Raw genomic sequence first — 21,533 nt, 5'->3', positions numbered from 1 at the left:
TTACCGCGTCCATCGCCAGAACCAGACGCGCGCCCAGTTGGTGAGAGGATGCATCCAGATCCAGGCCAGCTTGCGCTGGCCGATGTCGATTTTCGCCACGCCCTCCATTCCCGGTCTCAACCGCGACGTGTCGCCCTCCACCTCGCCTTCGACGCGAAAAACATTCTTGCCTGCGCGCGCCTCGGCGATCGGCGTCATCTTGCTGACAAAGAAGGGCAAGTTCTCGTTGGGCAAGGCGGTTACGACAAGTTGGCCTTTCTGGCCAGTCTCGATTTGCCCGATTTCGCGTTCATCGACGTCGAGGATGACACGATAGGAATTCAGCGGCGCAACCTCGAACAGAACCTGTCCTCGTTGGACAGATGTGCCGATGAGTTGGCTCAGGTCGCCCGATACCACAAGGCCAGCGATGGGGGAGCGCAGTTTGATGCGCGACAACTGCTCGTCAATGAGCTTGATTTGCGCCTCCGCCTGCCGGATCTGGCTCTGGATCACGTTGATCGCCGCAGGCTGACGGGCCGCCAGCGCCTTATCGTATTCGTGGCTCCGCTGATCCCTCTCGGTGACCGCCTTCAGCCTTTCGAGCAGCAGGTCGCTGTCCTCGAGCGTCGCAAGAAGGTCTCCTTCGGCGACAAGGTCGCCCGCGCGGGGCGTCGAATCCGCCAGGAAGCCGTCATAAGGCGCGACAACCGCGCGCCTCAACGAGCCCTCGACCTGAGCGTCCGCTTCGACCCGGTAGACGCCCGTCGCCAGCGAAAGAAAGACGGCGGCGCCGACGATGGCGGCGAGGATGAGCTTGCGCAAAAGGTGGCCCGGTCCAAACGCTCGAGCGAGCTGCAACTCGACGCTTTCGCCGATCTTTGCAAAGATCCACCGGTCGTTTAGGCGCTTTTCCTCAAGAACTGGCCCGATCACCGCGGTCGTGAGTTCCAGGAGCTCAACCGTCGAATCTTCGAACGGCATATCGCGGAATCGCTCAAACGTCATCGCGCCAATAAAATCGTCCGCGACCAGGAGCGGAATAGTGAGGATATGGCACTCCTCCGTAACGCGGGAAAGTTCCGCGTGCGCCGTCGTGGCGGCGATCTGTTCCGTTGTCGCGGGATAAACAATGATAGAGCGCTGGTCGACCGCCTCGTCCATCGCGGCTTCCAAAGCGGCGACCAGACTCATCTTGCGGCCAAATTGCGCGGAGTTCGAGATTGCCCGGACCTTGATTGTCCGTCCGGAACGGATCCCGAGGCTGACGCGTATGCACTGGGTTCTGGCCGCCAAGCTGGTGACCGCGGCCATCGCGGATGCGTCGAAGCCCCGATAGCCGAGCGACTCACCCAGGAGGTCGAGCGCGGCGCGGGAGCGGTCGAGCAAGCGTTCCTGCTCGTCGGCCCGGGCAAGCAGGATGCGTTCGCGCATCCAGGCGACGCCCCACTGGAGTTGGCGCAGCGCGGAGCGAATGCTTTCCGGCTGGCAATCGCGGAGCGAAACCGCGACCACACCTTTCGCCACATCGTCGACAACGATCGGATAGGCTACGTGCGCCGCGGCCACATGGTCTTTTCCTCTCGTCGACGGATCCTCGTTTGTGACGCCGCGCAGCTCTCGCAAAGCGAGCGACGCCGCTTGTTTTAGGGCAGGAGAATGGCTTGCGGCTCCCTCCGGCCATGAAGCCGCAGAGTCGAAGCTGTTGGGCGTCTTGCCGGCCAGAAGCACAATCCCGCGCACCGCTCCGTCGATGCTCTGGCATTGCAGCGCAAGCCACGCGGCGGCCATGTCGACCGCGTTTTGCGCATCGGCCATTCGCCGCCAGAGGGCCGGTTCAAGGGCGGCGACAGCAGACCCGCTCCCTGGCCCAGCGTCGCCCGGCTGCGAATCCTTGGTGGCCGAGCTTGAGTCCATCTTCCAAGGTTCCGAATTTTTCGAAGGCATTTGCACCTACCGATGCAACGAAGCGCCTAAGGCAAGTTTCAACGTTCGACGTCGAGCGCGCCGTGACGGGATTCGTATTCTCGCAGGACGCCCCCGAGAATCGTCCACAGGCGCTTGGCCGCGAGAGGAGTCATCACGATCCGGTTCGTCAGGTCGACAGCAACTTGACCGTTCTGCGCCGGGTTCCAGGTGTGGTTCATGCCGAAAAACAAATCGACCTGCTCTCGCGTGCTTTGCACGTTCACGACATTTGCAAAGTGCGTCGTCATATTCTTGTCGTTCCATTGGACGGCCGAAACGCGCGCAGCGTCCGCGGACGCAGAATCATCGGGTTCCATTCGAATGACCACTCCACATCTGCATTTTACATTTTTTCCCGACGCCCGTCGGTCGGCGCGCCCTTCGACCGTCGTCTCACGGCAGGAATTCAAGGAGCTTTCCGAATAACTCAATCTAACACGATGAACCAATCGGCGTCTATCTCGACAGACCCGCGAAAAGGCTATGCTCCCGCGTCCGCGCACCGCGGAGGGCAGGTGAGCCTGATACATGCGACGGGAGAAGTCGCTCGAGCGAAAATCGTTGCGCGAGTGACCACCGGGCGTATGATGCCGGCGATGTCTTGCTTTGACCATCTCGTCGTTAATCAATTCCTCGCGACGGAAATTGACGCGCGCGCTTTGAAAAGCGCGTTTGAGCTTGGATTGGTGAACTGGCTGCAGGACAGAGGGGCGACCCTGTTGCCGGAGCTGTCGCACGAGCTCGGTCTCAATTCGGTCGGTCTGGGCGCCTTGGCCGGCATGCTCGAAACCAACGCCGTGCTCGTCCGCTCCGGGGACATGGTCGAGTTGACTCATGAATTTACGCGCGCGTTGGCGTTTCGCGATCTCCTGCACACGAGAATCGACTTCGCGGATTGCGTCTGGCCCGATATCCACGAACTGTTCACGCCGCTTTTGAATGACGTTCAGCAATTTATGGCGCGATCGCGCATTTTCGAACTTTTTCGGTACGACCGGTGCTTCGACGTCACCCCGCAGAACCTGGAGGCGACCCGCTTATGGACGAGGTTCACGACGTGCTTGACGAAATATGAGTCCGCGGCCGTCATCGCGGCCGTCGAGATGGGGAATGTTGAGACGCTGATCGATCTCGGCGGCAATACGGGCGAATTTGCGCTTCGTATCTGCGAGCGCCTTCCCCGGATTCGCGCGACCGTCGTCGACCTCCCCGTGGTCTGCGAGCTTGGGCGCGAACATATAGCGGGTTCGGCCCCGCTTTCGCAGACAAGCCGTATAGACTTTCATCCGTCCGACATCCGGAGCGGAGACCTGCCGACGCCGGCCGACCTCGTCTCTTTCAAGTCCGTCTTGCACGATTGGCCAGATCGTGACGCTAAGTTGCTGATCGAGCGCGCGCACTCGATCGTTCGGCCTGGGGGGCGTATCATGATATTCGAACGCGCCCCGCTCGATCTGCGCGAACGGCGCGTCACTTACGCGATGGCGCCGGACCTTGTTTTCCTGCATTTCTTGAGACCGCCGGAACTGTACCTGGAGGCTTTGGCTGCGCTTGGTTTCGTGTCCATCGACTATCAACGGATCGAGTTGGAGATTGGGTTCCATCTCATTGTGGCGAGGCGGCCGGCGTGACGGACCATCGGGGAAATTCGGTCAGGCCGTCCGATGACGACCCGTCGCAGCGCCTCAGGCGAATAGTGATTGTCGGCGGTGGAACAGCCGGGTGGATGGCGGCGATTTATCTCAATCGGATGGCCCGACCTTTGGGATGCGAACTGACGCTCGTCGAGTCCGCGGGCATAGGAACGATTGGCGTGGGCGAGGCGACAATCCCGTCGCTCGTGCATTTCCTGCGCGCGCTGAATCTGGACGAAGTGGAATTCATGCGTCGCTGTTCGGCGACGCTCAAACTTGGAATTCGCTTTGACGACTGGGTGGAGGAGGGCATAACCCATTGGCATCCGTTCGGTATATGCGGGGCCCGCGTCGGCGGACTTGACCTGTTCCACTTTTGGTTGAAGCGGCGGCTCAAGGCCGGCAGCAAGTTCGATTACTTCGATTTTTCGCTACAGGTCGCCCTGGCCGAGCAGGAAAAGGCGCCTTGGCCCTGGCAAGGCGCGTCGGTCGTGTCCCAGGCGGGGTCTTATGCCTATCATCTCGACGCGTCCGCGCTCGCCGATTACCTCAGGGACATTGCGACAGGCGAAGGCGTCAAACATATTTTCGGCCATGTGCGGGACGTCGGGCTCGACGCGGCGGGCGGGATCGCAAGACTTGATATTGGCGCCGAGCGCGTCATCGAAGGCGACCTGTTCGTCGATGCGACCGGTTTCGCCGGATTGCTGATTGAGAAGACGCTGGGCGATCCGTGGATCGACTGGTCGAATTCCATGCTTTGCGACCGGGCGGTCGCGCTGCCGCTGCCGCGCGGCGAAAGCTTCGCGCCGTTCACGATTTCGAAGGCGATGCCGGCCGGCTGGACCTGGCGCATTCCTCTCAGCAGCCGCACCGGGAACGGCTACGTGTTCTCCAGCGCTCATTGCACGACCGATGACGCCATCGATGCGCTCATCGCTCAATCGGGTCTGCGGCGTTCCCGCTCCGCCGATCCCCGCGTCATCGATATTCGCGTGGGCCGGCGAGCCAATTTCTGGGTCAAGAATTGCGTATCGGTCGGCTTGTCGTCGGGGTTCGTCGAACCACTCGAATCGACCGGCATACATCTGATCCAGAAGGCGGTCATGACGCTGGCCGATTATCTTCCCGATCGCAATTTCAATGCGGCCCTGCGCAACGCGTACAACGCGCGGATGGCGGAAGCCTTCGACGAGGTCCGCGATTTCATAATTCTGCACTACCTGCTGACCCGCCGGGGGGAGCCGTTCTGGCGCGATTCGCGCAACGTCGAAATCCCGCGAAGCCTGCGCGATAATCTGGCGTTATACGATGAGAACGGGCGGATCGACGCCCAGCAGATGCGGGTGTTTTCAGAAACAAGCTACTTCTTGATCCTTACCGGCGCCGGGCGGCTGCCACGGCGCCTCATTACCGAAGCGGAGCGAGCGAGCCCGGGCGAAGTCTGGCAAATCCTCGACCGCGTGCGTGCGGAAAACCGCCGGTTTGTCGAGCGCATGCCGACCCACGCGAACTATCTTGCCCAGCTCCACCGGGATCGCCCGTGAACCGGGATCACGATCTCGTCAGACGAATTGCGGCGCTTGGGTCGCCTTACGGTCTTGAGCGCTCCGCCAAGATCCGGGAGGGCGTCGTGCTTGACGCGCGTTTTCTGCTGAGCGTGCATCGAGCGGCGTTTGGCGAAGCGCCGCTCGAGCGCCTGAAGGCGATAGGCGCCGCGTTCGGCATGCCTGCGGCCATTTGCGAGTCCTTGGGGACGTCGCTCGATGGCGCCGACATTGTCCATTTTGGCTTCGAGGGCGGCCCCGATGCGGAGATCTATAAAATCTATTTCGAGTACGCGGAGCGAACCCGGGCGGCGATGGCGCGCCGCGAGCCGCAACCGACGCTGGTCCATCTCGCGCACAAGTGGGATCGCCTGCGCCCGGGGACGCAGGCCTTGACGCGCTACGTGTGGTCGCCCTGCCGGAGCCGGGCGGACATCGAAGCGAGGCTTCGCGCATTGGCTCAAGACAACGAGGCCGCTCGCGCGATGCGCTGCACCCTCGGCCTGCTCGACCGCTCGGATTCGCTTGCGCAGTCGGGCCGGATCTTGATGATGGAAGTCGAGGAAGAGGGCAATCCGAGGCATTCATGGGACCTGAACGTGTACGATGCGGATCTGACCGTCGCCGCCGCCGCCGATCTCATCGAAGAAGCCGCGGACGACTTCTCGGTCCCCCAGGCAAGGATAAAGGAATTTCTCGGTGGGTGCGGGAACCTCGCGCTCGGACATCTCTCGGCGGGCGTCGGACGCAACGGCGACGAGTTTGTGACTTTCTATTTCGGGATCGAGCCGCATTGAGAGGGAGCGATGACGCAATCGGACTTGAGTCTCGAGCGTTCGAAGCCGGGCGAGCGTTTTGCCGACTATTGCCTGTGGGACTACCATCCGGTCGCGCCGCCGCTCGGGAAGCTGAATTCCGCGAACCTGTTGTGGCGCGCGATCGAAGCGTCCGGGCAGGGCGCCCATCTGATCGCGGCTTGCAAGGCGCTGCGAGAGGGGCTTGGCGCGGGCCGGACCGTCTATGGCGTCAAGAAATTCGGCGAAAGGCTCAGCTTCGAGTTTTATTTTTATGATTACGGCCGGCTTGAGCGGCGCGTTTCAATTTCCAGGGTCGCCGAAATTCTCGCGCCACGGACGACGCTTCCGCTCGCCAGCCTCGAAAAAAGACCCTATTTCATGTTTTCGCTCGATCTCGACGAGGAGATTGCCTCGCGAAGGCGGCCGCTGGAGGTCGTTAACGTTTACGTTGGCAACCCGGGAAGCAGCGTTTCGTCCGGGATCTGTTACGAATTTACAGATGCGGGCTTGAGACTGGCCAACTTCTATTTCTTTTTCGACGCGCGAAAAGAGATGGACGACATCATTGCAAAAACGAGTTGCTCGGCCCATCATGATCTCAGGAGCTTTCCGCTTTCGCGAATACTCCGCCCGGAACTGCTCGACTGCGAGGTCGTCGTCGTGGCGAACAAGAAGGTCAACGACGGGATCTATTTTTCCCGTATCAAGATCGACACGTTGATCGACTTCCTCGATCGCGAGCGCTTTCCTGCCGATCTGACCGGCTTCGTTCGTCGCCATCGCGACAATCTGGATCATATGCTCTATGATGTGGGCGTGGATTACCAGGTTGAGGGCGCGGACGTGCGCGTTCTGAAAAGCGCGTTTTATGGCCTGCTTTGATTCGGCGCAGGGAAGGGGCGACGACGATGAATGGGCCATTGCCGCGCGAGCCGTCCAGGAACGAAAGGCCCGAGCGGCCAAAGCGTTTCGACAATCGCGATTACGTTTCAATCACAATGGAGTTTCGCTGCAATCTGCGGTGCGTCCATTGCATGATCGAAGGAACGATGGATCGGCTCGCCCCCGAACCTCGGGCGAAATTTGACGAACTGCTTGCGGTCAACGCGCGCGAGCGTCGGTGGAATGGCATTATTCTCACCGGTTCGGAGATCACGCTGCTACGTGACCTGCACGATCTGAGCCGGCGCGCTCGCGCGGCCGGATTCGAGCACGTCCGCATCCAGACCCACGGCATGCATCTGGCGGATGCGGATTTCTGCGAATCGCTCATCGACGCCGGGATCGACGAGTATTTCGTCAGCGTCGCCGGCCCCGACGCGGCCAGGCATGACGCGATTACGGGCGTGCCCGGATCGTTCGAAAAGACGCTGAGGGGGCTCGAAACGCTTGACAGGCGCGGCGGCGTCGTCGCGATGACCAACACAGTGGTCACCGAATTCAGTTATCCGGGCCTGGTCGAAGTCGTCGAACGCCTGGCGCACCTCCGCAACCTCGCCCAGATGGAGTTCTGGGTTTACTGGCCGATGCGCGAGTCGGACGATAAAAACCTGATCGCCTCTCATGCGGCGATCGCGCCCCACCTCAAGGCGGCGCTCAAGCGCGCGCGCGCGCTCGGGCGCGGCGTCGAGGTGAAAAACTTCCCGGAGTGTCTGCTCGGGGAAGAAGCGTCCGCGCTGGTCAACGCGCAACCTCAACTGCTGACCGATCCGGCATTCTGGCCGGAATTCATGCGCAATGGCTTTTATCAGTGCGTCTACCGGGAGCGCTGCGCTTCCGAGGAGTGCCTTGGTCTCTCGACGGCCTACATAGGTAAGTTCGGATACGAAGAGAACATTCTGTCGCCGATCGTCCGATGAACGTTTGCGGCGCCACTCTTCGGAACCAATCCATCCATCTCCGCGATGACGCCAATTGAATTTCAACAGGGGCGCGCTTTGCAAAAGTCGGGGTTGTCAGAAATCTTTTTCCAGCGCCAACTCTCCGATCTTGGCGTATCGCGCCTTCAAATCGACAAACGGCGTGGAAGCTTGGCTCCCGCCAGGCCCGAAGCCCCGGCAGCGCCTTCAGGAAGCTGGGCTTTCCATTGCGTGATCTGGTTGGCGTGAACATTGGAGGGTTGCGCGAACCGGGTCAGAGTCTTCTCGCGCTTCAGGGCGGCCAGAGCCACTATCGCCGCGAATGCCGGCGTGTGGTTCCGGCGCGGTCGTTTGGTCTTAATCTCTCCCGATGCGCCCCGACCATCGACGCCGTCAGGCAGAAAAGCCACCTATCGTTCCGTCCAGATTTCCCGACCCGGCTCTCACAGCCTCGAATCGATCCGTGCGGTCAAGCTAACCCTTTGTTATTAGACAATTTTTTGTTTCAGATCAATGCGCTGCATCCCAAATAGGTGTTCTGTTGACACACCGGTCGAGCGACTTGCAAAGCCAAGCTGGCGTCACCGGAGAGTCACCTGCCTCAGGTAGCAAAAGGGGGCAGCCGGCATCTTTTAAGGGGATACGGTCATGTTGAAGATTTACGTAAAAGCTAGCGATCTGCTGGCCAGTCTGCGATCGGACAAGCGCGGTGTGGTGTCGTTCGAATACGTGATCGTCGCGGCCGCCATCATCACCGCAGTGGGCCTCGCGTTTTCCGGCACCGGTATCGGTGGTGCGCTGACGACTGCGGTCAGCACCGTCGTCACCAAGCTCACAACGGCAATGGGCGGCACGGGGAGCTAATTCCGCTTGGCAAACGGAGGGACGCGGCGAGCCGCGGCCCTCCACCTCAACGCGGGAGGCAACCGATGAACTGGATTGCTCCCATGGTCTTATCGGTTGAAATAGCGTTGCTGCTCTATGTCGCGACGATCGATGTCGCGACAAGATTGATCCCTAACGAGACTAGCCTGGCGCTGGCGCTGCTGGGGATCGCAAGCCAATTTCCCGGTCCGACGCATATCGCCGAGTCTCTGGTCGTCGCCGCCATCCTGTTCCTGCTGCTCTTCGTCGTCTATCAACGAGGAGCCATTGGCGGCGGCGACGTCAAATTGCTGGTCGCGTTGGCGATTGGCCTCCCGTTGGGGGGCGTCGTGCAACTGTTGACAGTGACCGCGCTGGCGGGCGGCGTTCTCGCCATTTGGCATCTGATCATGCGTCGCCTGCCTGCGCCCCGGCCTGCGCCCTCCGGTTCGTCTTTTCCGCGCCGCGTCTACGCGGTCGAGCGTTGGCGCCATGTGCGGCGCGCGCCGCTCCCTTACGGCGCCGCCATCGCGTGCGGCGGTATCTGGACTATCCTCAGCCGAGGGTTCTGAAATGTCGTCAATGTTTCGCCTCTCGATCGTCATGGTGCTGTTGCTGGCGACGGTCGCGCTTGGGTTCATCGCTTACACCGCTAACATGCCAAAACCTGTCGCGCAGGCTCCTGCGGATGCGCAGAAGGCTCCGGAGCCCGAGTACGATATTGCGACGCGTGATTTAATGACTGGCACATTCTTGCGCGCCGGAGATTTCGTAAAGCGCCCATGGTCCGACAAGGCAAAGTGCCAGGCGGGGCCCGACGAGGTTCTGTCAGGGGACGAGATTCGTGAATCGCGCGGTCTTCTAGGTTCGCTGGTCATAAATTACGTCGAAGCCGGTTGTCCGATCCCTCGGAAAAGCGTCGTGCGGCCGCGAGAACGGGGTTTTCTCGCCAACGTCCTGGCAAAGGGCGCCCGCGCCATCAGCCTCAACGTCGACACGGAGTCCGGCGTCTCGGGCCTGATCTCGCCGGGCGATCGCGTCGATGTCATATTGACCCAGAGCGGCAAGGGGGATCGGGCGAATCCGTCGCTGAGCGAAATCGTTCTTCGCAACGTCCGGATCATTGCGATCGACCAGGAGATTGTGGAGGGCGACCAGGTCGCCAACGCCGCGACAGGAAAGATTGTGGAGGGCGTCCCGGGCGCCAACGCCGAAATTCGCAAGGTGGCCCGCTCCGTGTCACTGGAGCTTTCGCCAGAGCAGGTCAAAAAGATCGCTCTCGCGAAAGACCTCGGAAAACTTTCCCTTGCCGTCCGGTCAGCGGATGAAGTCAGCGAGGCGGCGGGCTCAGGCGCGCCCTTGGCTGTCAAGCCAGCGAACGCCGAGGACGCGGCTGACTCGGGCGCGACCTTCGGTCGCGATGTGTCGCCCGAACTCGCCCGACAGCAGGACGCCGAGATCGCCGGACAGAAGGCCGACATCGCCCTACAGAAGGCCATGGCCCTACAGACCGCCCGACAGAAGGCCGAATTCGCCCGCCAGATCACAACGGTGGTCGTTTATTCAAAAGGCCATTGCAAGGAATACACGGTCAGAAGTCAGGGGTTTTCGGATGCGGGACTCGTATTGGGTTGCCGTGGATATCCGGAAATTGCCCGCACGAGCGCGGCTTTGGCGAGCGACAACGGTGAGAAAGCCAAAGAGTAGCAAGGCAAAGTATGCTGGAATCGATGATGACCATCAATGTTGCACCCGTCAAACCGCCCGAGGCCGCGCCGTCCAGCCTCATTCGCGACCGGATCGTCTGTTTCGTCAACGACGACCTGAGCGCCGACGCTCTGCTCAAAGGCCTCGAGGGCTGCAACATCGAAATCAAGCGCGGCACGATACGCAACGCCATCCACATGCTCGAAACCGATACCGAGTTGCTCGCGCTGGTGGCCGACATCAGCGAGGTCGACGATCCGTTCGCGCAACTTGAAGGGCTGTCGCGCGTCTGCCCGGCCGATGTTCGGGTCGCATTGATCGGCGACAACAAGGAAATCGCATTCTACCGCGCTCTCATGGACCTTGGCCTGAGCGAATACCTGCCGAAGCCGCTCACGCGCAATATTGTGCAGACCCAGCTGCGCCGGAGGCTGATCGATGAAGCAGCGCCAGGTCCGATCGATCGAGGTGGACAGGTGGTGTCGATCTGCGGCGCCCAGGGCGGCGCCGGAGCGACGAGCATCGCCATCGGTCTCGCGATGCTGCTGGCCGAGACCACAAAGGCCAAGGTCGCGCTGCTCGACCTCAATCTGCAAGGCGGCGAGTCCTCCGTGATGTTGGGCGTCCGGCCTGGGCAGGGGTTACGTATCGCTCTGGAAAATCCGGCGCGGGCGGACTCGCTGTTCATCGAGCGCGCGGCGATCGAGATCAACGACCGGGTCAGGCTGTTTGCCGCGGATGAGGAACTGGACGCGACGTTCGCGATCACCAAGGAAGGCGTTAGCCATGTCCTCGGTCTGCTCCGCCAGCGGTTCAACTACATCGTTGTCGATCTGCCCATCCCGTTGTCGCCAGCCATCTATCCGGTGATCGCCGCTTCCCGTCACGCCATCGTGCTGCTGGAAGCGGAAGTTACGGGGTTGCGCAACGCCAAGGCGTTGCGCGCGGCCCTCGCCAGGATTGCTGGCGAGAATCGCGTCTTGACCTTGCTCAACCGGGCCGATCGCGCCGGCGGTCTGCCCATCGAATCGATCGTGAAAGGACTCGGCGGGAAACCGGACCTGGTGATTCCGGACCTCGGCAAAGGGATGACCGAGGCGATCAATCTCGGGATCCCGGCTCTGAATCACGTGCCCAGGCTGCGACGTCATCTCGCCCCGATTGTGCGGGAGATCGCGGCGCTCGAAGACGAGAGCAAGGGATGGTTAAGGAGGATTCTGGGGCGATGAAACCGTTCGGCAAGGCCACGCGCGACGGCGCGTCAGAGCGGTTGACGCCAATGACGCCAACGACGCCCGAACTCGCCGACCCTCCCTCCGAGCAACCCGTGATGTCGGCTGCGCTGCGCGAACGGGTCATCGAGCAAATCGACCCCTCCGCGGCCTCGACCGTTTCGCGCGAGGTTCTTCGGCGGCAGATCGAGGAAATCATCCACGAAATCGCCAATCACGATCACCTTCAGTTGTCAGGTCGCGAGCAGCTTCAACAGGCCGACGAACTTGCGGACGACATGATCGGTTACGGGCCGTTGCATGCGCTGCTGCTGGACGAGTCCGTCAGCGACGTGATGGTCAACGGACCCGCCAACGTCTATGTCGAGCGAAAGGGCAAGCTGGAGCGGGTCGCGATCCGATTCCGCGACAACGATCACATTACCGCGGTGGCGCAGAAGATTGCGGCGCGCGTCGGAAGGCGCGTCGACGAATCCAGCCCGATGGTGGATTGCCGATTGCCGGACGGCAGTCGCGTCAACATCATCCTGCCGCCGCTGGCGATTCACAGTCCCTGCATTTCCATCCGCAAATTCCCGAGCCGACGCTACGATATCGCGGGCATGATCGAAAATGGCACCATGACGCCGGCCATCGGACGCCTGCTCGAGATCGCCGCCCGGTGCCAGCTCAACATGGTAGTTTCCGGGGGCACCGGTTCCGGCAAGACGACGTTGCTGAACGCCATAAGCCAGTTCATCGATCACAGCGAACGCATCGTCACCATCGAAGATGCGGCGGAGTTGCAGCTTCAGCAGCCGCACGTGATTACCCTGGAGACACGGCCTCCGAGTCTCGAAGGCACCGGGCAGGTGACTCAACGCGATCTGGTATGGAACGCCCTGCGCATGCGTCCGGACAGGATCATCGTGGGCGAAGTGCGCGGCTCCGAAGCCTTCGACATGCTGCAGGCGATGAACACCGGCCATGACGGCTCGATCGCCACGGTGCATGCCAATAGCACGCGCGACGCCCTCACCCGTATCGAAAACATGGTTCAGATGGGGCAGTTCAATCTGCCGTCCCGGTCCATTCGTTTTCAGATCGTCGCCGCGCTGGATATCATCATACAGGTCGAACGCATGCGCGACGGCCAGCGTCGCATCGTCCAGATCAGCGAAGTGACCGGCATGGAAAGCGATGTGATCACCACCAATGACATCGCGCTGTTCGAATTCCAGGAGGAGACGGCCCAGGGACGGATAGTGGGCGTCTACAGGTCCACGATGGCCGTCCCGAAGTTCAAGAGCCGCCTTGTCTATTACGGGCTGGATCGAGCATGGGCCGAGGCAGTGAGGGAGCTATGACCGCGCAGTTCTGGATCGTCCTCGCCCTGCTGCTGCTGATTGGCGCAGCGTCCGTCGCGCTGGTTCTCGACGGGCGGCAGACGCGCATGGATCGCCACGTCGAGGCAGCGCTTTCAACCTCGGTTTCGGCGAGCGCGCCCTCTATCCGTCGCCCAAAATTAGCGGCCAAGGGACTGCTTCTGCATCGGCTGGCGAATTACAAGGCTGGCATACCTCAGGCAATTCACCCACTTTATATCCTGCTTGCCGGGGCCATCGCGGCGATGGCGGTTTTTTACTTGAATAGCTTGTTTGAATATCCTCTACTCTACGCGACTGTAGCTGCTTTCATCGTGGCGCTGATGGTTGTGCGGGGCCTGTTTGGCTCGCAGCGCCATCGTTTCGTCAACCAATTGTTCAGGCAAATGCCGGACACGATCGGACTGGTGACAAGCGCCGTTCGATCCGGTCTGCCTATCGGGGAAGCGTTTCGCAGCATCGCTCGTGAAATGCCGGAACCCACGGCGGGCCAATTCGCCATCATCATCAACGAGCTGAATTTGGGGCGGCCTATCGAGGAAGCGATGGAAGACGTCTATCGGCGGACGGAGGTGGCGGAATATGGATTCTTCGCCGTAACGCTCGCCGTGCAAATGAAGGCGGGCGGCAGCTTGTGCGATACCTTGCAGACTTTGGCCGACACCGTGCGCCAGCGCGTCGGGATGGCCGATCGCGCCAAGGCCATGGCGGGCGAGGTGATTTTTTCGTCACGCGCTCTTTCGGTATCGCCTGTGGTGATCGGGGCGATGCTGTATATGGTCAGCCCGCAAATGGTCGATCTCCTGTTCACCGATCCGACCGGCAGGAAACTCCTCGCATATGCGGGCTGTTCGGTGCTGACGGGATCGCTGGTGATGCGCTGGATGGTCAGAAGGGGTACGACGCTATGACCCTTGCTCTTGTTCTTGTGGCACTCGCCATAGGCACTGCGACTGCCGCCGCCGTGTTGCTCATCCGCGAAGCCGAAATTGTTGCGCTGAACAAACGGGTGTCAAAGGTGGTGACCGGCTTGCCCAGTCGGTCGCCCCCCGTCCAGGGCATGGTCGCCTGGCTTGCATCGCTCGGTGGGCGCTATCGCCGCTTCTACTCGGCGGAAAACCTGGAACAGCTGCGAACGATTGTGCAATCTTCAGGATTCAATCCTCATCAGGCGCTTCCGATCTGGATCGGCGTCAAGGCCGTCAGCGCGGTCTCGTTCCCGCTCATCGCCCTGATCGTCGCGGAATTTCTCGCGATGCCGCTGCGCGCCGCGTTGGGTTTTGCGCTCGTGGGCATGGTGATCGGAATCATGGGGCCGCGATTCATTCTGTCGGTCCACAAACGGAAATTCGACGCCGCCGTTCGGAAAGGCATCCCGGACACCATCGATTTGCTCGTCGTTTGCAGCGAAGCGGGAATGGGCCTCGAAAGCGCGGTCGAACGCGTGGCCGAAGATATGGAAATGTCCAATCCGCCGATGTCCCGGACTTTATCCAATCTTCTTGACGATCTCCGGATCTTGCCGAATCGCCGCGAAGCATTCGACAGACTGGGGGCGACTTCCGAGGGGCTCCACCGATTCGGCAGCATGGTCAGCCAGAGTCTGCAATATGGAACGCCGTTGAGCCAGGCTCTGCGCTCCATCGCTGAAGAACTCCGAAGGGACTCAATGATAACTCTGGAAAAACGGGCGCACGAATTGGGCGGCAAGCTGATCATTCCGATGGTGCTGTTCCTGCTTCCGGCCATGTTTGTCATTATGGGCGGAAGTTCGTTTCTGCATCTCATCAAGGCATTCAAACCGCAATAAGGACGGATAAGGCCATGAGCCGGGCTGGAGCTATCGAGAGAACCTGCACACCTTCAGCGCTCAAGCGCCCCAAAGGCTCGCTGCTGGCGGACCGACGCGGCGCCGTCGCGTTTGAAGCGCTCATTGTCTTTTCTTTCATGTTGTTCAGCTTGCTTTTCCCGGCGGCCGACCTTGCCGTCGCCAGCTTCCAGTTTATCTCCGCGTTGGAGGCGTTGCGGGGCTTCGGGCAATATGTGCAGTACTATCAACCGCAGCCAGATGTGACCAACATAACGACCTGGGTGTCAGGGCTGCGAACGACGGTTGCGGGTTATACCATCGGCAACATCAAGGTCCTTTGCGGCGACACGGGCGCCGGCGTCGCCTGCACTGCAGCCAACATGACGACTTCGCCCACCAAATACTATTCCTACACGACGACCGTCACCTTGACGCCGTTGGTGTTGAAGAAGGTGTTGTGTACGAGCAAGAACATCAATCCCTGCGCCTTCACGCTGCCTTATACCGAACGCTTCCAATAGGAGGGAGCCATGCGCAATCTGCTCCGTTGCCGTCGAGGCGCAGTCGGCTTCGCAACCCTGATCGCCATGGTGCCTCTGATAGGCGCGGTCGCGCTCGGCGGCGAGGCGGCAACGTGGTACGTCATCAGGCAACAGGCCCAGAACGCCGCCGATGCGGCCGCCTACTCGGGGGCCTTGACGTTGTCATGCACGCTTGGCGCGTGTAGCGACGCCCAAACAGTGGATTATCGCGGCAAGGAATTTGCGGCGCAAAACGGCTTTTGCAACTCCGGCGACACCGGCTATCCCGGCAACGCCTGCCTGCCGACGAGACCACCGCAGAGCGTTACAATCACCCAGACAACATGGAACGGGAAGCCCGCCGTTCAGGCGACGGTCCAGCAGACACAGCCGACGTACCTCGCGGGCGTACTGGGTTTGACCACTGTCCAGATCGGGGCCACCGCCGTTGCTCAGGTGTTCGCTATCACTACCATTACTCAGCAGCCGCCTTCCTGCGCCAGTAACTGCGGGTGCATCTTGCAGACCAAGAGCAATCCTGCCGGAGGCACTGGACTCTCTATGAGCAATGGCGTCTCTGTCACACTTAACAATTGCGGCGTGAAGGTTAATGCGACCGATAAAACAAAGGCGTTGTCGGTGACCGGAGGCGCGCTGCTCACGGTGACCGGAGGCGCGCTGCTCACATCGCCATCCTTGTCAGTCAACGGCGGCGTCGCGATTAACAATGGCGGCAAAATCAAGATTGACAAGGACGCCGCCAAAACTTCGTGCCCGACGCCTTGCCCTTATAGCACTGGTAAAAACGTCGGCGATGATCCCTACGCAGCCGCAGGCGTAGTGATGCCAACGAGTTCCGGCGGTCCGACGACAAACTGGACCTGCGGCGGGGGGGCGACTTGCAATGTATCGCCTGGCGTCTCGACAAGCGTCGCACTTGGCAATGGCTCAACGTTTAATATGCAGCCCGGCATCTATTTTATTAACAATGGAATCACGATCGGGGGGGGTGTGACAGTGAAGTGCCCTTTGTGTACGGCGGGCGCGGGCGTCACCTTTGTAATTAACAGCGGTACAGTTAACATCGGAAATGGAGCTAGTGTCACACTGACTGCACCGTCTACCGGTCCAACGGCGGGTATTGCCTTTTTTGGGTCGACGAGCGCTAGCGAAATCAATGTTAACAACTTTGCTGGAGGTGTTATTATGAAAATAACTGGCGTTCTTTACTTCCCTACTCAGACATTGTCTTTTAGTAACGGCGTCACTACCAATAACGGGGCTCCGTGCACTCAGCTTATAGCAGCATCAATTAGCATGGTTGGTGGAGCTACGCTTAACAGCACCCAATGTCCTCAAGGTATGTTGGAGATTGGAGCTACAGAGAAATCGACAACTACATCTTCAATCGTCCTAGTCAAGTAATAATTTTATTAACAGTAAATTACGGAGATCAAAATGTCGCGGGCCTCATCAATATTCCACTCGGCCACTTTAACGCGGTGAATACACAAATTTGTCGGGGAACATCAGGATGAGAAAGCTCGATCGGCGCGGCACTGCGGCACTCGAATTTGCGCTGGTCGCAGTGCCTCTGTTCACCTTGATGTTCGTCATCTTCGATCTGGGGCGTTATGCGATCACGGCGCAGTCGCTGCGGATGCTGGCGAACGCCGAGGCGCGCGCGGTCATGATCAAATGCTACACGCCCGACGTCACGGCGCCCACGAAGCTGTCGCCCGCCGGGTGCACCAGCGACGAAATGTTGACGGCGGACAAGCAAGCGGTCGCGCCCTTCCTCTATCTCGGCGGTCTCGCGCCTACGATGACCATAACGGCGTCGGCGAACGCGCTGACGATCAAGGCGACTCAACCCGGCTTCACCATGTTGATGCCGATCTGGGGCGCGACGCTCAACGCGCCCAGCGCGTCGACCTCGATTCCGTTCTAGCGGTGCGAACCGACGCATTACCAACGAAAGCCTGTCTGGAAATCATAACCCGCGACGTTTTTGCTATTGGCCGCCGGGAGCGCCGCCGGCCGGAGCGCCGCCGCCTGCCTGCGGGCCAGAAGTCGCATCGCCGCCGCCCCGGCGATCCGGATTGGAAGCGCCCGTCTTATTGAGGACTTCCGACGGTTCGTCCTTGCTGCCGGGTTCGGTGTACCATTTGTAACGTCCGCTCGCATAATTGCCACCCGCGCGCGCCGCGGTTTCGCCGGGCGTTACGATATTCCTGTCATAAGCGCGGCGCGGCGTCGGATCGGCAATCATCTGGGCCTTGTTCCAGGCGACGGCGTCGCCGGCGCTGAAGGTCACGCTGTCCTTGCGCTCGAAATATTGGTTGCTGCAAGCCGAAAGGCCCAGCACGGCGGCGCCCAGGAAAGACCGGGAAAGCAGGCGCATCATTTCGGCACCTCCCAGGGCCAATGCAATCTGTTGGGGTCTTCCTGTATCCCCGGCGCGCCGGGCGCCATGCCCCCGTTCAGATTCTGCGCGTGACCGTCCGGCGTGACATAGGTCGGCTGAGCTTTCGGAACTTCCAGCTGCTGCCTCAGGAACATGTCGATGTCATTGGCCGGGAGCCGGGTGTCGAGCGGCGTCTTCAACTTCACATTGGGCGGCAGCGGTTTGACGACATGCGGCGAAACCAGCATGACCAGTTCGGTTTCCTGGTTCTGGAATTGCTTGCTGCTGAACAGCGCCCCTAGATAGGGGATGGTCCCCAGCCAGGGCAGGGCTTCGAGCTGGCGCTGGGATTTGGATTGCAACATGCCGGCGATGGCGAAAGCCTGCCCGTCGCGCAGTTCGAGCGTGCTGCTGGCCCGGCGCATGGTGATGCCGGGAACAGCCACGCCGGCCGTCTGGACGACGATGCTCGGGTCGATATCGCTGACTTCGGAATTGAGCTTCAGGCTGATAACGCCATTCGCCAGCACGGTAGGCGTGAATTTCAGCCTGACGCCAAATTGCTTGTAGTCGATGGAGACCGTCGCCGCGCTGCCGGTCCCGCTGGTGCTCACCGGCACGGGAAATTCGCCGCCGGCAAGAAAATCCGCCGATTCGCCTGAAAGGGCGACGAGATTGGGCTCGGCGAGACGGCGGACGACCTGATTCTCCTCCAGCGCGCTGAGCACGAGGTCCAGACTGCCGGCCCGGGAATTGACCAGGTTCGCGAGGATCGTCGCAAAGGGGCTCGCGGCGCTGGCAATTCCGGTGACCGAACCTGAGATAGCGTCGGGGATCGGCGTGTTGTCGAGGGAGTTGGTGCCAACGTAGGTCTTAGAGCTCAGCGTCGCGTTGCCGTTGAGCGCACTGCTGTAAAGCGAGTTGCTGACCGTGTTCTGGCCAACCACGGCGCCAGAGTTGTAGCTTTTCCAGAATGCGTTCCACCTCACCCCAAGATTGCGCACCGCCTGACGGTCGGCCTCGACGAAACGCACCTGCAACATCACCTGCTGCGGCGCAGCGACGCTGAGATTGTTGACAACGTTCTTGCCATCCGGCGCCATGCCGGCGGCGACCCGCATCGCGCGGTCGGCGGCCAGTCCGTCGCTGACATTGCCGCTCAGGACAATATTGCCGTTGACCTCGCGGACACGGATGCCGCCCTCGCCCGCACCCCGGCGCAACTCCGAGGCCATGGCGCCGGTGTCGAGTTGAACATTGACATAAACCACGCCCAGAAGTTTCTCCTGCGCGTCGTAAAGCGTCACATTGGTGGCGCCGATCTTCAGGCCGACGATACTGAGCGTTTTGTTGCTGATAGGGACGACCTCCGCGATGGCCGGATCGCCGACGACCGCCTTGGCGAAAGCAAGCGGGAAGCGCAGGCTTCTCGAATTATTGACGACAATGCTGGCTCGCAAGGCGAAGGCGAGCGCCTCGGCGCCCGCATCCGGCGGCGGCGCTGTCCCGGCCTGCGCCAGCATGGGATCCGCCCGGTGCTCGCGCGCCGGGGGCGAACGGGCGGGCGTTGAAACCGGCTCGGCGGCGGCGACGAAAGCCCGGCCGGAAAGGAAGGTTTGGCTGCGCCGGCTCTTTGCCTCCCAGGTTGCGGCCTCGTTGGCCGTGAGCGCCGCGATGTCCGGCGCGTCGCGCGGCGCGAAAGCCGATGTCGGAGGCGCGGCTTTCCCGGCCAGGAGCCCACCCATTGGCCTGGGGTCGAACATCCACGGGTTGTTGGGGTTCGGTGGCGGCGCATTGGCGGGGAGCGCGCCATATAATGATCTGGACGCCGAATTGGTGGCCTGCTGCGCGCCAGCCGCGTCAGGATTGGCGAACAAACCGATGCTGGCCGCCGCGACCAACGCCGCCGCGACCAACGCCGCTTTCACAGACCATTGCATGACCAAACAAAAGCTCCGATTTCATCGACATTGGCCGACAACTGCAGTGCACAATTTCTTCCCCGAAAACACGAGCAATGACGCGCGTACCGTTCGCGCAAAAAAAAGTCCTTTAAAATTCAACGAATCAGTACCATTAAATGGCGGAAATAAACAAAGTAAAAATATGCTTATCCCGCGCGAAGCGAATGATTCGCCGGGCAGGGTTGCATCCGCGCCACATAACCGCCGCGTCATCGTTCGTCGCGGCCGCTTCATGGATTTGGCGCAGCGAAGCCATTGTAACGGTGCGCGTCCGCGCCGCTGACGCGCGGGGCCGGGACATTTCGATTTTGGTCAAAGCGAAGGTGGGCTGTCATTCCGCTGGTCGGGGCGCCGCAGCGATTCTCATCGAGAGCGCCAGGCTGGTCAGCGAAGGCTGTCGAACCAGTAAAAGGGTTGTCCCGCGCCGTCCGGCAGCGGGATGGCGCCGCGTCCAGTCCAGAAATAGCCCTGACCGGACTCTGCAAGGGCAATATTGTTGATGATGGTCGGATTATACGGCGCCAGTTCTCGCGCCCTGAAGAAAAGACGCAGGGCGGCGCGCCGGTCGCCGCGCAGCAGACTTTCATAGCCGCGATTGTTCAGGATCACGAAGCGGACAGCGCCATGGCGCTCGGCCTGACGATAGGCGCGCGCCGCAAGATCGAAACGTCCGATGCGGTCGTAGCTTGCGGCCAGCCCGGTCCACGCCGCACTGTTTTGAGGCGTTGCCTCGACGGCGCGCAGATAATGTTGCTGGGCGAGGCCATAATCGCCATGGACGAAATGGGCCCGGGCCAGGCGCGTGTCCTCGTCGCCGCCAAACAGGCGCGGGTCATATTCATTTTCGATAAAGCCCCATGTTTCGGCCTGGGCGCGGGGCGCGACCGACAGGACGCCCGAAAGCGCCGCCGCCAGAATAAAAACGATATTCGCCAATCCGAGACGGCCGGTCACATGCGCCTCCTGCGAAATCGGGCTTCCTATAATGCATTATCGACCGATTCTTTGGAAACTCAAAATTAAAGCCCGCGCCAGAGCGAATTTTCGGTACTCAGAATTTGATTTGTGAGAGGGGAGCTTTACTGAATTCGAGCCTGGCGCCGCGCGCGGCGGCGAAACAGCTTCCCCGCCCGGTTCAGCCGTTCTTCCTTCGACAGCATGATGGCGTGACAAGGCCCCGAAATTCTGGCCAGTCATGACTGGAATTTCAGCTGCCTTGGCTCAAGGCGCGGGATGGTCCCATTGCGCCATAGTCCCATGACAATGGAGAGCAGGGTCGCCGACGCTTGTCCGAACAGCCGTTGAGGCTGAATGGGCCAGTCTCACTGGATGGCGTTGTTGAGGACGACGACGGCGATCAGGGCGACCGCCGGGGCGACGTAGCGCGTGCGCCAGCGGGTCATGACAAGGACGCACGCGAGCATGAGGGCCAGTTTGGGGACCGCCCACCAAGGTCCGAAGGTCGTCATGGCCCAGGCAGCCACCGGGTTGGCTTCCCACCCGCCCGCAGCCAGCACCTGCCGTGTGGTGAAGACGTCGGCCACTTGCAGCACGACGAATGTTAACAACAGAATAAGTTTTGTCACCGGATGCCCCCTCGGCCATGTCGTTGATAGGGTATGTCGAGTGGGCTGTATTCCCCCCACTTGACGGCGACGATATCCTTGCAAGACCTGCGCCGCGCATTTGGGCGTGGAATAGGGTGACCTTGGCGGGATATCTTGACATAGGAGCTCGAATGTAAGCGGTACGCCGCAGCCACGGGCTGATTTTTGATTTCGGTTAGCGGCGGTGCGGCGAGCGCGATTTTGCAAGGCGCCGACTGGAAGCGCGCCGATCCGCGCAGTGCCGGTATAGAATGGGCACGACGTTGGCGATCG

Annotated in this window: 22 protein-coding genes and 1 pseudogene; 16 read left to right on the top strand and 7 right to left on the bottom strand. The window is 60.9% G+C overall.

What is annotated here, in order from left to right; all coding sequences use genetic code 11:
* Entirely contained in the window at nucleotides 1-1,797 is a 1,797-nt protein-coding gene (locus tag QZY01_RS17515; RefSeq protein ID WP_294539732.1) for an HlyD family efflux transporter periplasmic adaptor subunit, read from the bottom strand.
* A gap of 167 nt (nucleotides 1,798-1,964) precedes the next feature.
* Nucleotides 1,965-2,264, bottom strand: coding sequence for a DUF3467 domain-containing protein (locus tag QZY01_RS17510; RefSeq protein WP_294539729.1), 300 nt, complete (start codon nucleotides 2,262-2,264; stop codon nucleotides 1,965-1,967).
* 198 nt (nucleotides 2,265-2,462) lie between these two features.
* On the opposite strand from QZY01_RS17510, the gene QZY01_RS17505 reads away from it, so the two are divergent.
* The 5 genes from QZY01_RS17505 to QZY01_RS17485 all read left to right on the top strand — a co-directional run bounded on the left by QZY01_RS17505 (nucleotide 2,463) and on the right by QZY01_RS17485 (nucleotide 7,784).
* Complete coding sequence (locus tag QZY01_RS17505; protein ID WP_294539726.1) at nucleotides 2,463-3,578, top strand: methyltransferase; 1,116 nt, start codon at nucleotides 2,463-2,465, stop codon at nucleotides 3,576-3,578.
* Nucleotides 3,575-5,128: a tryptophan halogenase family protein gene (locus tag QZY01_RS17500; protein ID WP_342394909.1), complete on the top strand. Its 1,554-nt coding sequence runs from the start codon at nucleotides 3,575-3,577 to the stop codon at nucleotides 5,126-5,128. Before QZY01_RS17505 ends, QZY01_RS17500 begins: the two co-directional genes overlap by 4 nt.
* Nucleotides 5,129-5,214: 86 nt before the next feature.
* On the top strand, nucleotides 5,215-5,925 hold the full coding sequence (locus tag QZY01_RS17495; RefSeq protein WP_294539723.1) for a hypothetical protein: 711 nt from the start codon (nucleotides 5,215-5,217) through the stop codon (nucleotides 5,923-5,925).
* Between the two features lie 9 nt (nucleotides 5,926-5,934).
* Nucleotides 5,935-6,807 (top strand): hypothetical protein, encoded by an 873-nt coding sequence (locus QZY01_RS17490; protein ID WP_294539720.1) that lies wholly within the window; start codon nucleotides 5,935-5,937, stop codon nucleotides 6,805-6,807.
* 26 nt (nucleotides 6,808-6,833) lie between these two features.
* Nucleotides 6,834-7,784 carry a radical SAM protein gene (locus QZY01_RS17485; protein ID WP_294539717.1) on the top strand — a complete coding sequence of 317 codons (951 nt, stop codon included), beginning with the start codon at nucleotides 6,834-6,836 and terminating at the stop codon, nucleotides 7,782-7,784.
* 99 nt (nucleotides 7,785-7,883) lie between these two features.
* Here the strand turns inward: QZY01_RS17485 and QZY01_RS17480 are convergent.
* Nucleotides 7,884-8,146 (bottom strand): annotated as a pseudogene (locus tag QZY01_RS17480) (IS3 family transposase); the annotation flags it as partial.
* A 286-nt stretch (nucleotides 8,147-8,432) separates the two neighbouring features.
* Between QZY01_RS17480 and QZY01_RS17475 the strand changes: the two are divergent.
* From QZY01_RS17475 to QZY01_RS17430, 10 genes are all read left to right on the top strand, one after another.
* On the top strand, nucleotides 8,433-8,648 hold the full coding sequence (locus QZY01_RS17475) for a hypothetical protein (RefSeq protein WP_294539715.1): 216 nt from the start codon (nucleotides 8,433-8,435) through the stop codon (nucleotides 8,646-8,648).
* A gap of 83 nt (nucleotides 8,649-8,731) precedes the next feature.
* A complete protein-coding gene (locus tag QZY01_RS17470; protein ID WP_294539712.1) occupies nucleotides 8,732-9,220 on the top strand; it encodes an A24 family peptidase in 489 nt (162 codons plus the stop codon).
* A 10-nt stretch (nucleotides 9,221-9,230) separates the two neighbouring features.
* Nucleotides 9,231-10,355, top strand: coding sequence for a Flp pilus assembly protein CpaB (gene cpaB / locus QZY01_RS17465; RefSeq protein WP_294539709.1), 1,125 nt, complete (start codon nucleotides 9,231-9,233; stop codon nucleotides 10,353-10,355).
* Between the two features lie 11 nt (nucleotides 10,356-10,366).
* Entirely contained in the window at nucleotides 10,367-11,584 is a 1,218-nt protein-coding gene (locus tag QZY01_RS17460; protein WP_294539707.1) for an AAA family ATPase, read from the top strand.
* Nucleotides 11,581-12,933, top strand: a complete 1,353-nt coding sequence (locus tag QZY01_RS17455) for a CpaF family protein (RefSeq protein ID WP_294539704.1) — start codon at nucleotides 11,581-11,583, stop codon at nucleotides 12,931-12,933. The genes QZY01_RS17460 and QZY01_RS17455 overlap by 4 nt, the downstream gene beginning before the upstream one ends.
* On the top strand, nucleotides 12,930-13,862 hold the full coding sequence (locus QZY01_RS17450) for a type II secretion system F family protein (RefSeq protein WP_294539703.1): 933 nt from the start codon (nucleotides 12,930-12,932) through the stop codon (nucleotides 13,860-13,862). The genes QZY01_RS17455 and QZY01_RS17450 overlap by 4 nt, the downstream gene beginning before the upstream one ends.
* Entirely contained in the window at nucleotides 13,859-14,761 is a 903-nt protein-coding gene (locus tag QZY01_RS17445) for a type II secretion system F family protein (protein ID WP_294539701.1), read from the top strand. Before QZY01_RS17450 ends, QZY01_RS17445 begins: the two co-directional genes overlap by 4 nt.
* Before the next feature lie 14 nt (nucleotides 14,762-14,775).
* A complete protein-coding gene (locus QZY01_RS17440) occupies nucleotides 14,776-15,282 on the top strand; it encodes a hypothetical protein (RefSeq protein WP_294539698.1) in 507 nt (168 codons plus the stop codon).
* Between the two features lie 9 nt (nucleotides 15,283-15,291).
* Complete coding sequence (locus QZY01_RS17435) at nucleotides 15,292-16,707, top strand: TadG family pilus assembly protein (RefSeq protein WP_294539695.1); 1,416 nt, start codon at nucleotides 15,292-15,294, stop codon at nucleotides 16,705-16,707.
* A 109-nt stretch (nucleotides 16,708-16,816) separates the two neighbouring features.
* The gene (locus QZY01_RS17430; RefSeq protein WP_294539692.1) at nucleotides 16,817-17,233 is read left to right on the top strand and encodes a TadE/TadG family type IV pilus assembly protein; all 417 of its coding nucleotides are present in this window, start codon (nucleotides 16,817-16,819) and stop codon (nucleotides 17,231-17,233) included.
* 63 nt (nucleotides 17,234-17,296) lie between these two features.
* Here QZY01_RS17430 and QZY01_RS17425 read toward each other — a convergent pair whose 3' ends face one another.
* Together QZY01_RS17425 and QZY01_RS17420 are read right to left on the bottom strand one after the other, a co-directional pair.
* Nucleotides 17,297-17,689: a hypothetical protein gene (locus QZY01_RS17425; RefSeq protein ID WP_294539690.1), complete on the bottom strand. Its 393-nt coding sequence runs from the start codon at nucleotides 17,687-17,689 to the stop codon at nucleotides 17,297-17,299.
* Nucleotides 17,686-19,629, bottom strand: a complete 1,944-nt coding sequence (locus QZY01_RS17420; RefSeq protein WP_294539687.1) for a pilus assembly protein N-terminal domain-containing protein — start codon at nucleotides 19,627-19,629, stop codon at nucleotides 17,686-17,688. Before QZY01_RS17420 ends, QZY01_RS17425 begins: the two co-directional genes overlap by 4 nt.
* Between QZY01_RS17420 and QZY01_RS17415 the strand changes: the two genes are divergently transcribed.
* Nucleotides 19,628-19,936, top strand: a complete 309-nt coding sequence (locus tag QZY01_RS17415) for a hypothetical protein (protein WP_294539684.1) — start codon at nucleotides 19,628-19,630, stop codon at nucleotides 19,934-19,936. The genes QZY01_RS17420 and QZY01_RS17415 overlap by 2 nt on opposite strands.
* A gap of 101 nt (nucleotides 19,937-20,037) precedes the next feature.
* Here QZY01_RS17415 and QZY01_RS17410 read toward each other — a convergent pair whose 3' ends face one another.
* Both QZY01_RS17410 and QZY01_RS17405 read right to left on the bottom strand, forming a co-directional pair.
* Nucleotides 20,038-20,607 (bottom strand): tetratricopeptide repeat protein, encoded by a 570-nt coding sequence (locus QZY01_RS17410; RefSeq protein ID WP_294539681.1) that lies wholly within the window; start codon nucleotides 20,605-20,607, stop codon nucleotides 20,038-20,040.
* Nucleotides 20,608-20,975: 368 nt separating this feature from the next.
* A complete protein-coding gene (locus QZY01_RS17405) occupies nucleotides 20,976-21,239 on the bottom strand; it encodes a DUF5658 family protein (protein ID WP_294539678.1) in 264 nt (87 codons plus the stop codon).
* Between the last annotated feature and the right edge of the window lie 294 nt (nucleotides 21,240-21,533).

The organism is uncultured Rhodoblastus sp. (assembly GCF_903903185.1).
Taxonomy (GTDB): domain Bacteria; phylum Pseudomonadota; class Alphaproteobacteria; order Rhizobiales; family Beijerinckiaceae; genus Rhodoblastus.
This window is presented reverse-complemented; position numbering and strand designations above follow the sequence as displayed.

What these genes read in the sequence shown, in the direction of transcription:
- QZY01_RS17515 (WP_294539732.1), bottom strand. Translation starts at nt 1,797, where the DNA reads ATGGCCGATGCGCAAAACGCGGTCGACATGGCCGCCGCGTGGCTTGCG.
- QZY01_RS17510 (WP_294539729.1), bottom strand. Translation starts at nt 2,264, where the DNA reads ATGGAACCCGATGATTCTGCGTCCGCGGACGCTGCGCGCGTTTCGGCC.
- QZY01_RS17490 (WP_294539720.1), top strand. Translation starts at nt 5,935, where the DNA reads ATGACGCAATCGGACTTGAGTCTCGAGCGTTCGAAGCCGGGCGAGCGT.
- QZY01_RS17485 (WP_294539717.1), top strand. Translation starts at nt 6,834, where the DNA reads ATGAATGGGCCATTGCCGCGCGAGCCGTCCAGGAACGAAAGGCCCGAG.
- QZY01_RS17475 (WP_294539715.1), top strand. Translation starts at nt 8,433, where the DNA reads ATGTTGAAGATTTACGTAAAAGCTAGCGATCTGCTGGCCAGTCTGCGA.
- QZY01_RS17470 (WP_294539712.1), top strand. Translation starts at nt 8,732, where the DNA reads ATGGTCTTATCGGTTGAAATAGCGTTGCTGCTCTATGTCGCGACGATC.
- cpaB (WP_294539709.1), top strand. Translation starts at nt 9,231, where the DNA reads ATGTTTCGCCTCTCGATCGTCATGGTGCTGTTGCTGGCGACGGTCGCG.
- QZY01_RS17460 (WP_294539707.1), top strand. Translation starts at nt 10,367, where the DNA reads ATGCTGGAATCGATGATGACCATCAATGTTGCACCCGTCAAACCGCCC.
- QZY01_RS17455 (WP_294539704.1), top strand. Translation starts at nt 11,581, where the DNA reads ATGAAACCGTTCGGCAAGGCCACGCGCGACGGCGCGTCAGAGCGGTTG.
- QZY01_RS17450 (WP_294539703.1), top strand. Translation starts at nt 12,930, where the DNA reads ATGACCGCGCAGTTCTGGATCGTCCTCGCCCTGCTGCTGCTGATTGGC.
- QZY01_RS17445 (WP_294539701.1), top strand. Translation starts at nt 13,859, where the DNA reads ATGACCCTTGCTCTTGTTCTTGTGGCACTCGCCATAGGCACTGCGACT.
- QZY01_RS17440 (WP_294539698.1), top strand. Translation starts at nt 14,776, where the DNA reads ATGAGCCGGGCTGGAGCTATCGAGAGAACCTGCACACCTTCAGCGCTC.
- QZY01_RS17435 (WP_294539695.1), top strand. Translation starts at nt 15,292, where the DNA reads ATGCGCAATCTGCTCCGTTGCCGTCGAGGCGCAGTCGGCTTCGCAACC.
- QZY01_RS17430 (WP_294539692.1), top strand. Translation starts at nt 16,817, where the DNA reads ATGAGAAAGCTCGATCGGCGCGGCACTGCGGCACTCGAATTTGCGCTG.
- QZY01_RS17425 (WP_294539690.1), bottom strand. Translation starts at nt 17,689, where the DNA reads ATGATGCGCCTGCTTTCCCGGTCTTTCCTGGGCGCCGCCGTGCTGGGC.
- QZY01_RS17415 (WP_294539684.1), top strand. Translation starts at nt 19,628, where the DNA reads ATGACCAAACAAAAGCTCCGATTTCATCGACATTGGCCGACAACTGCA.
- QZY01_RS17420 (WP_294539687.1), bottom strand. Translation starts at nt 19,629, where the DNA reads ATGCAATGGTCTGTGAAAGCGGCGTTGGTCGCGGCGGCGTTGGTCGCG.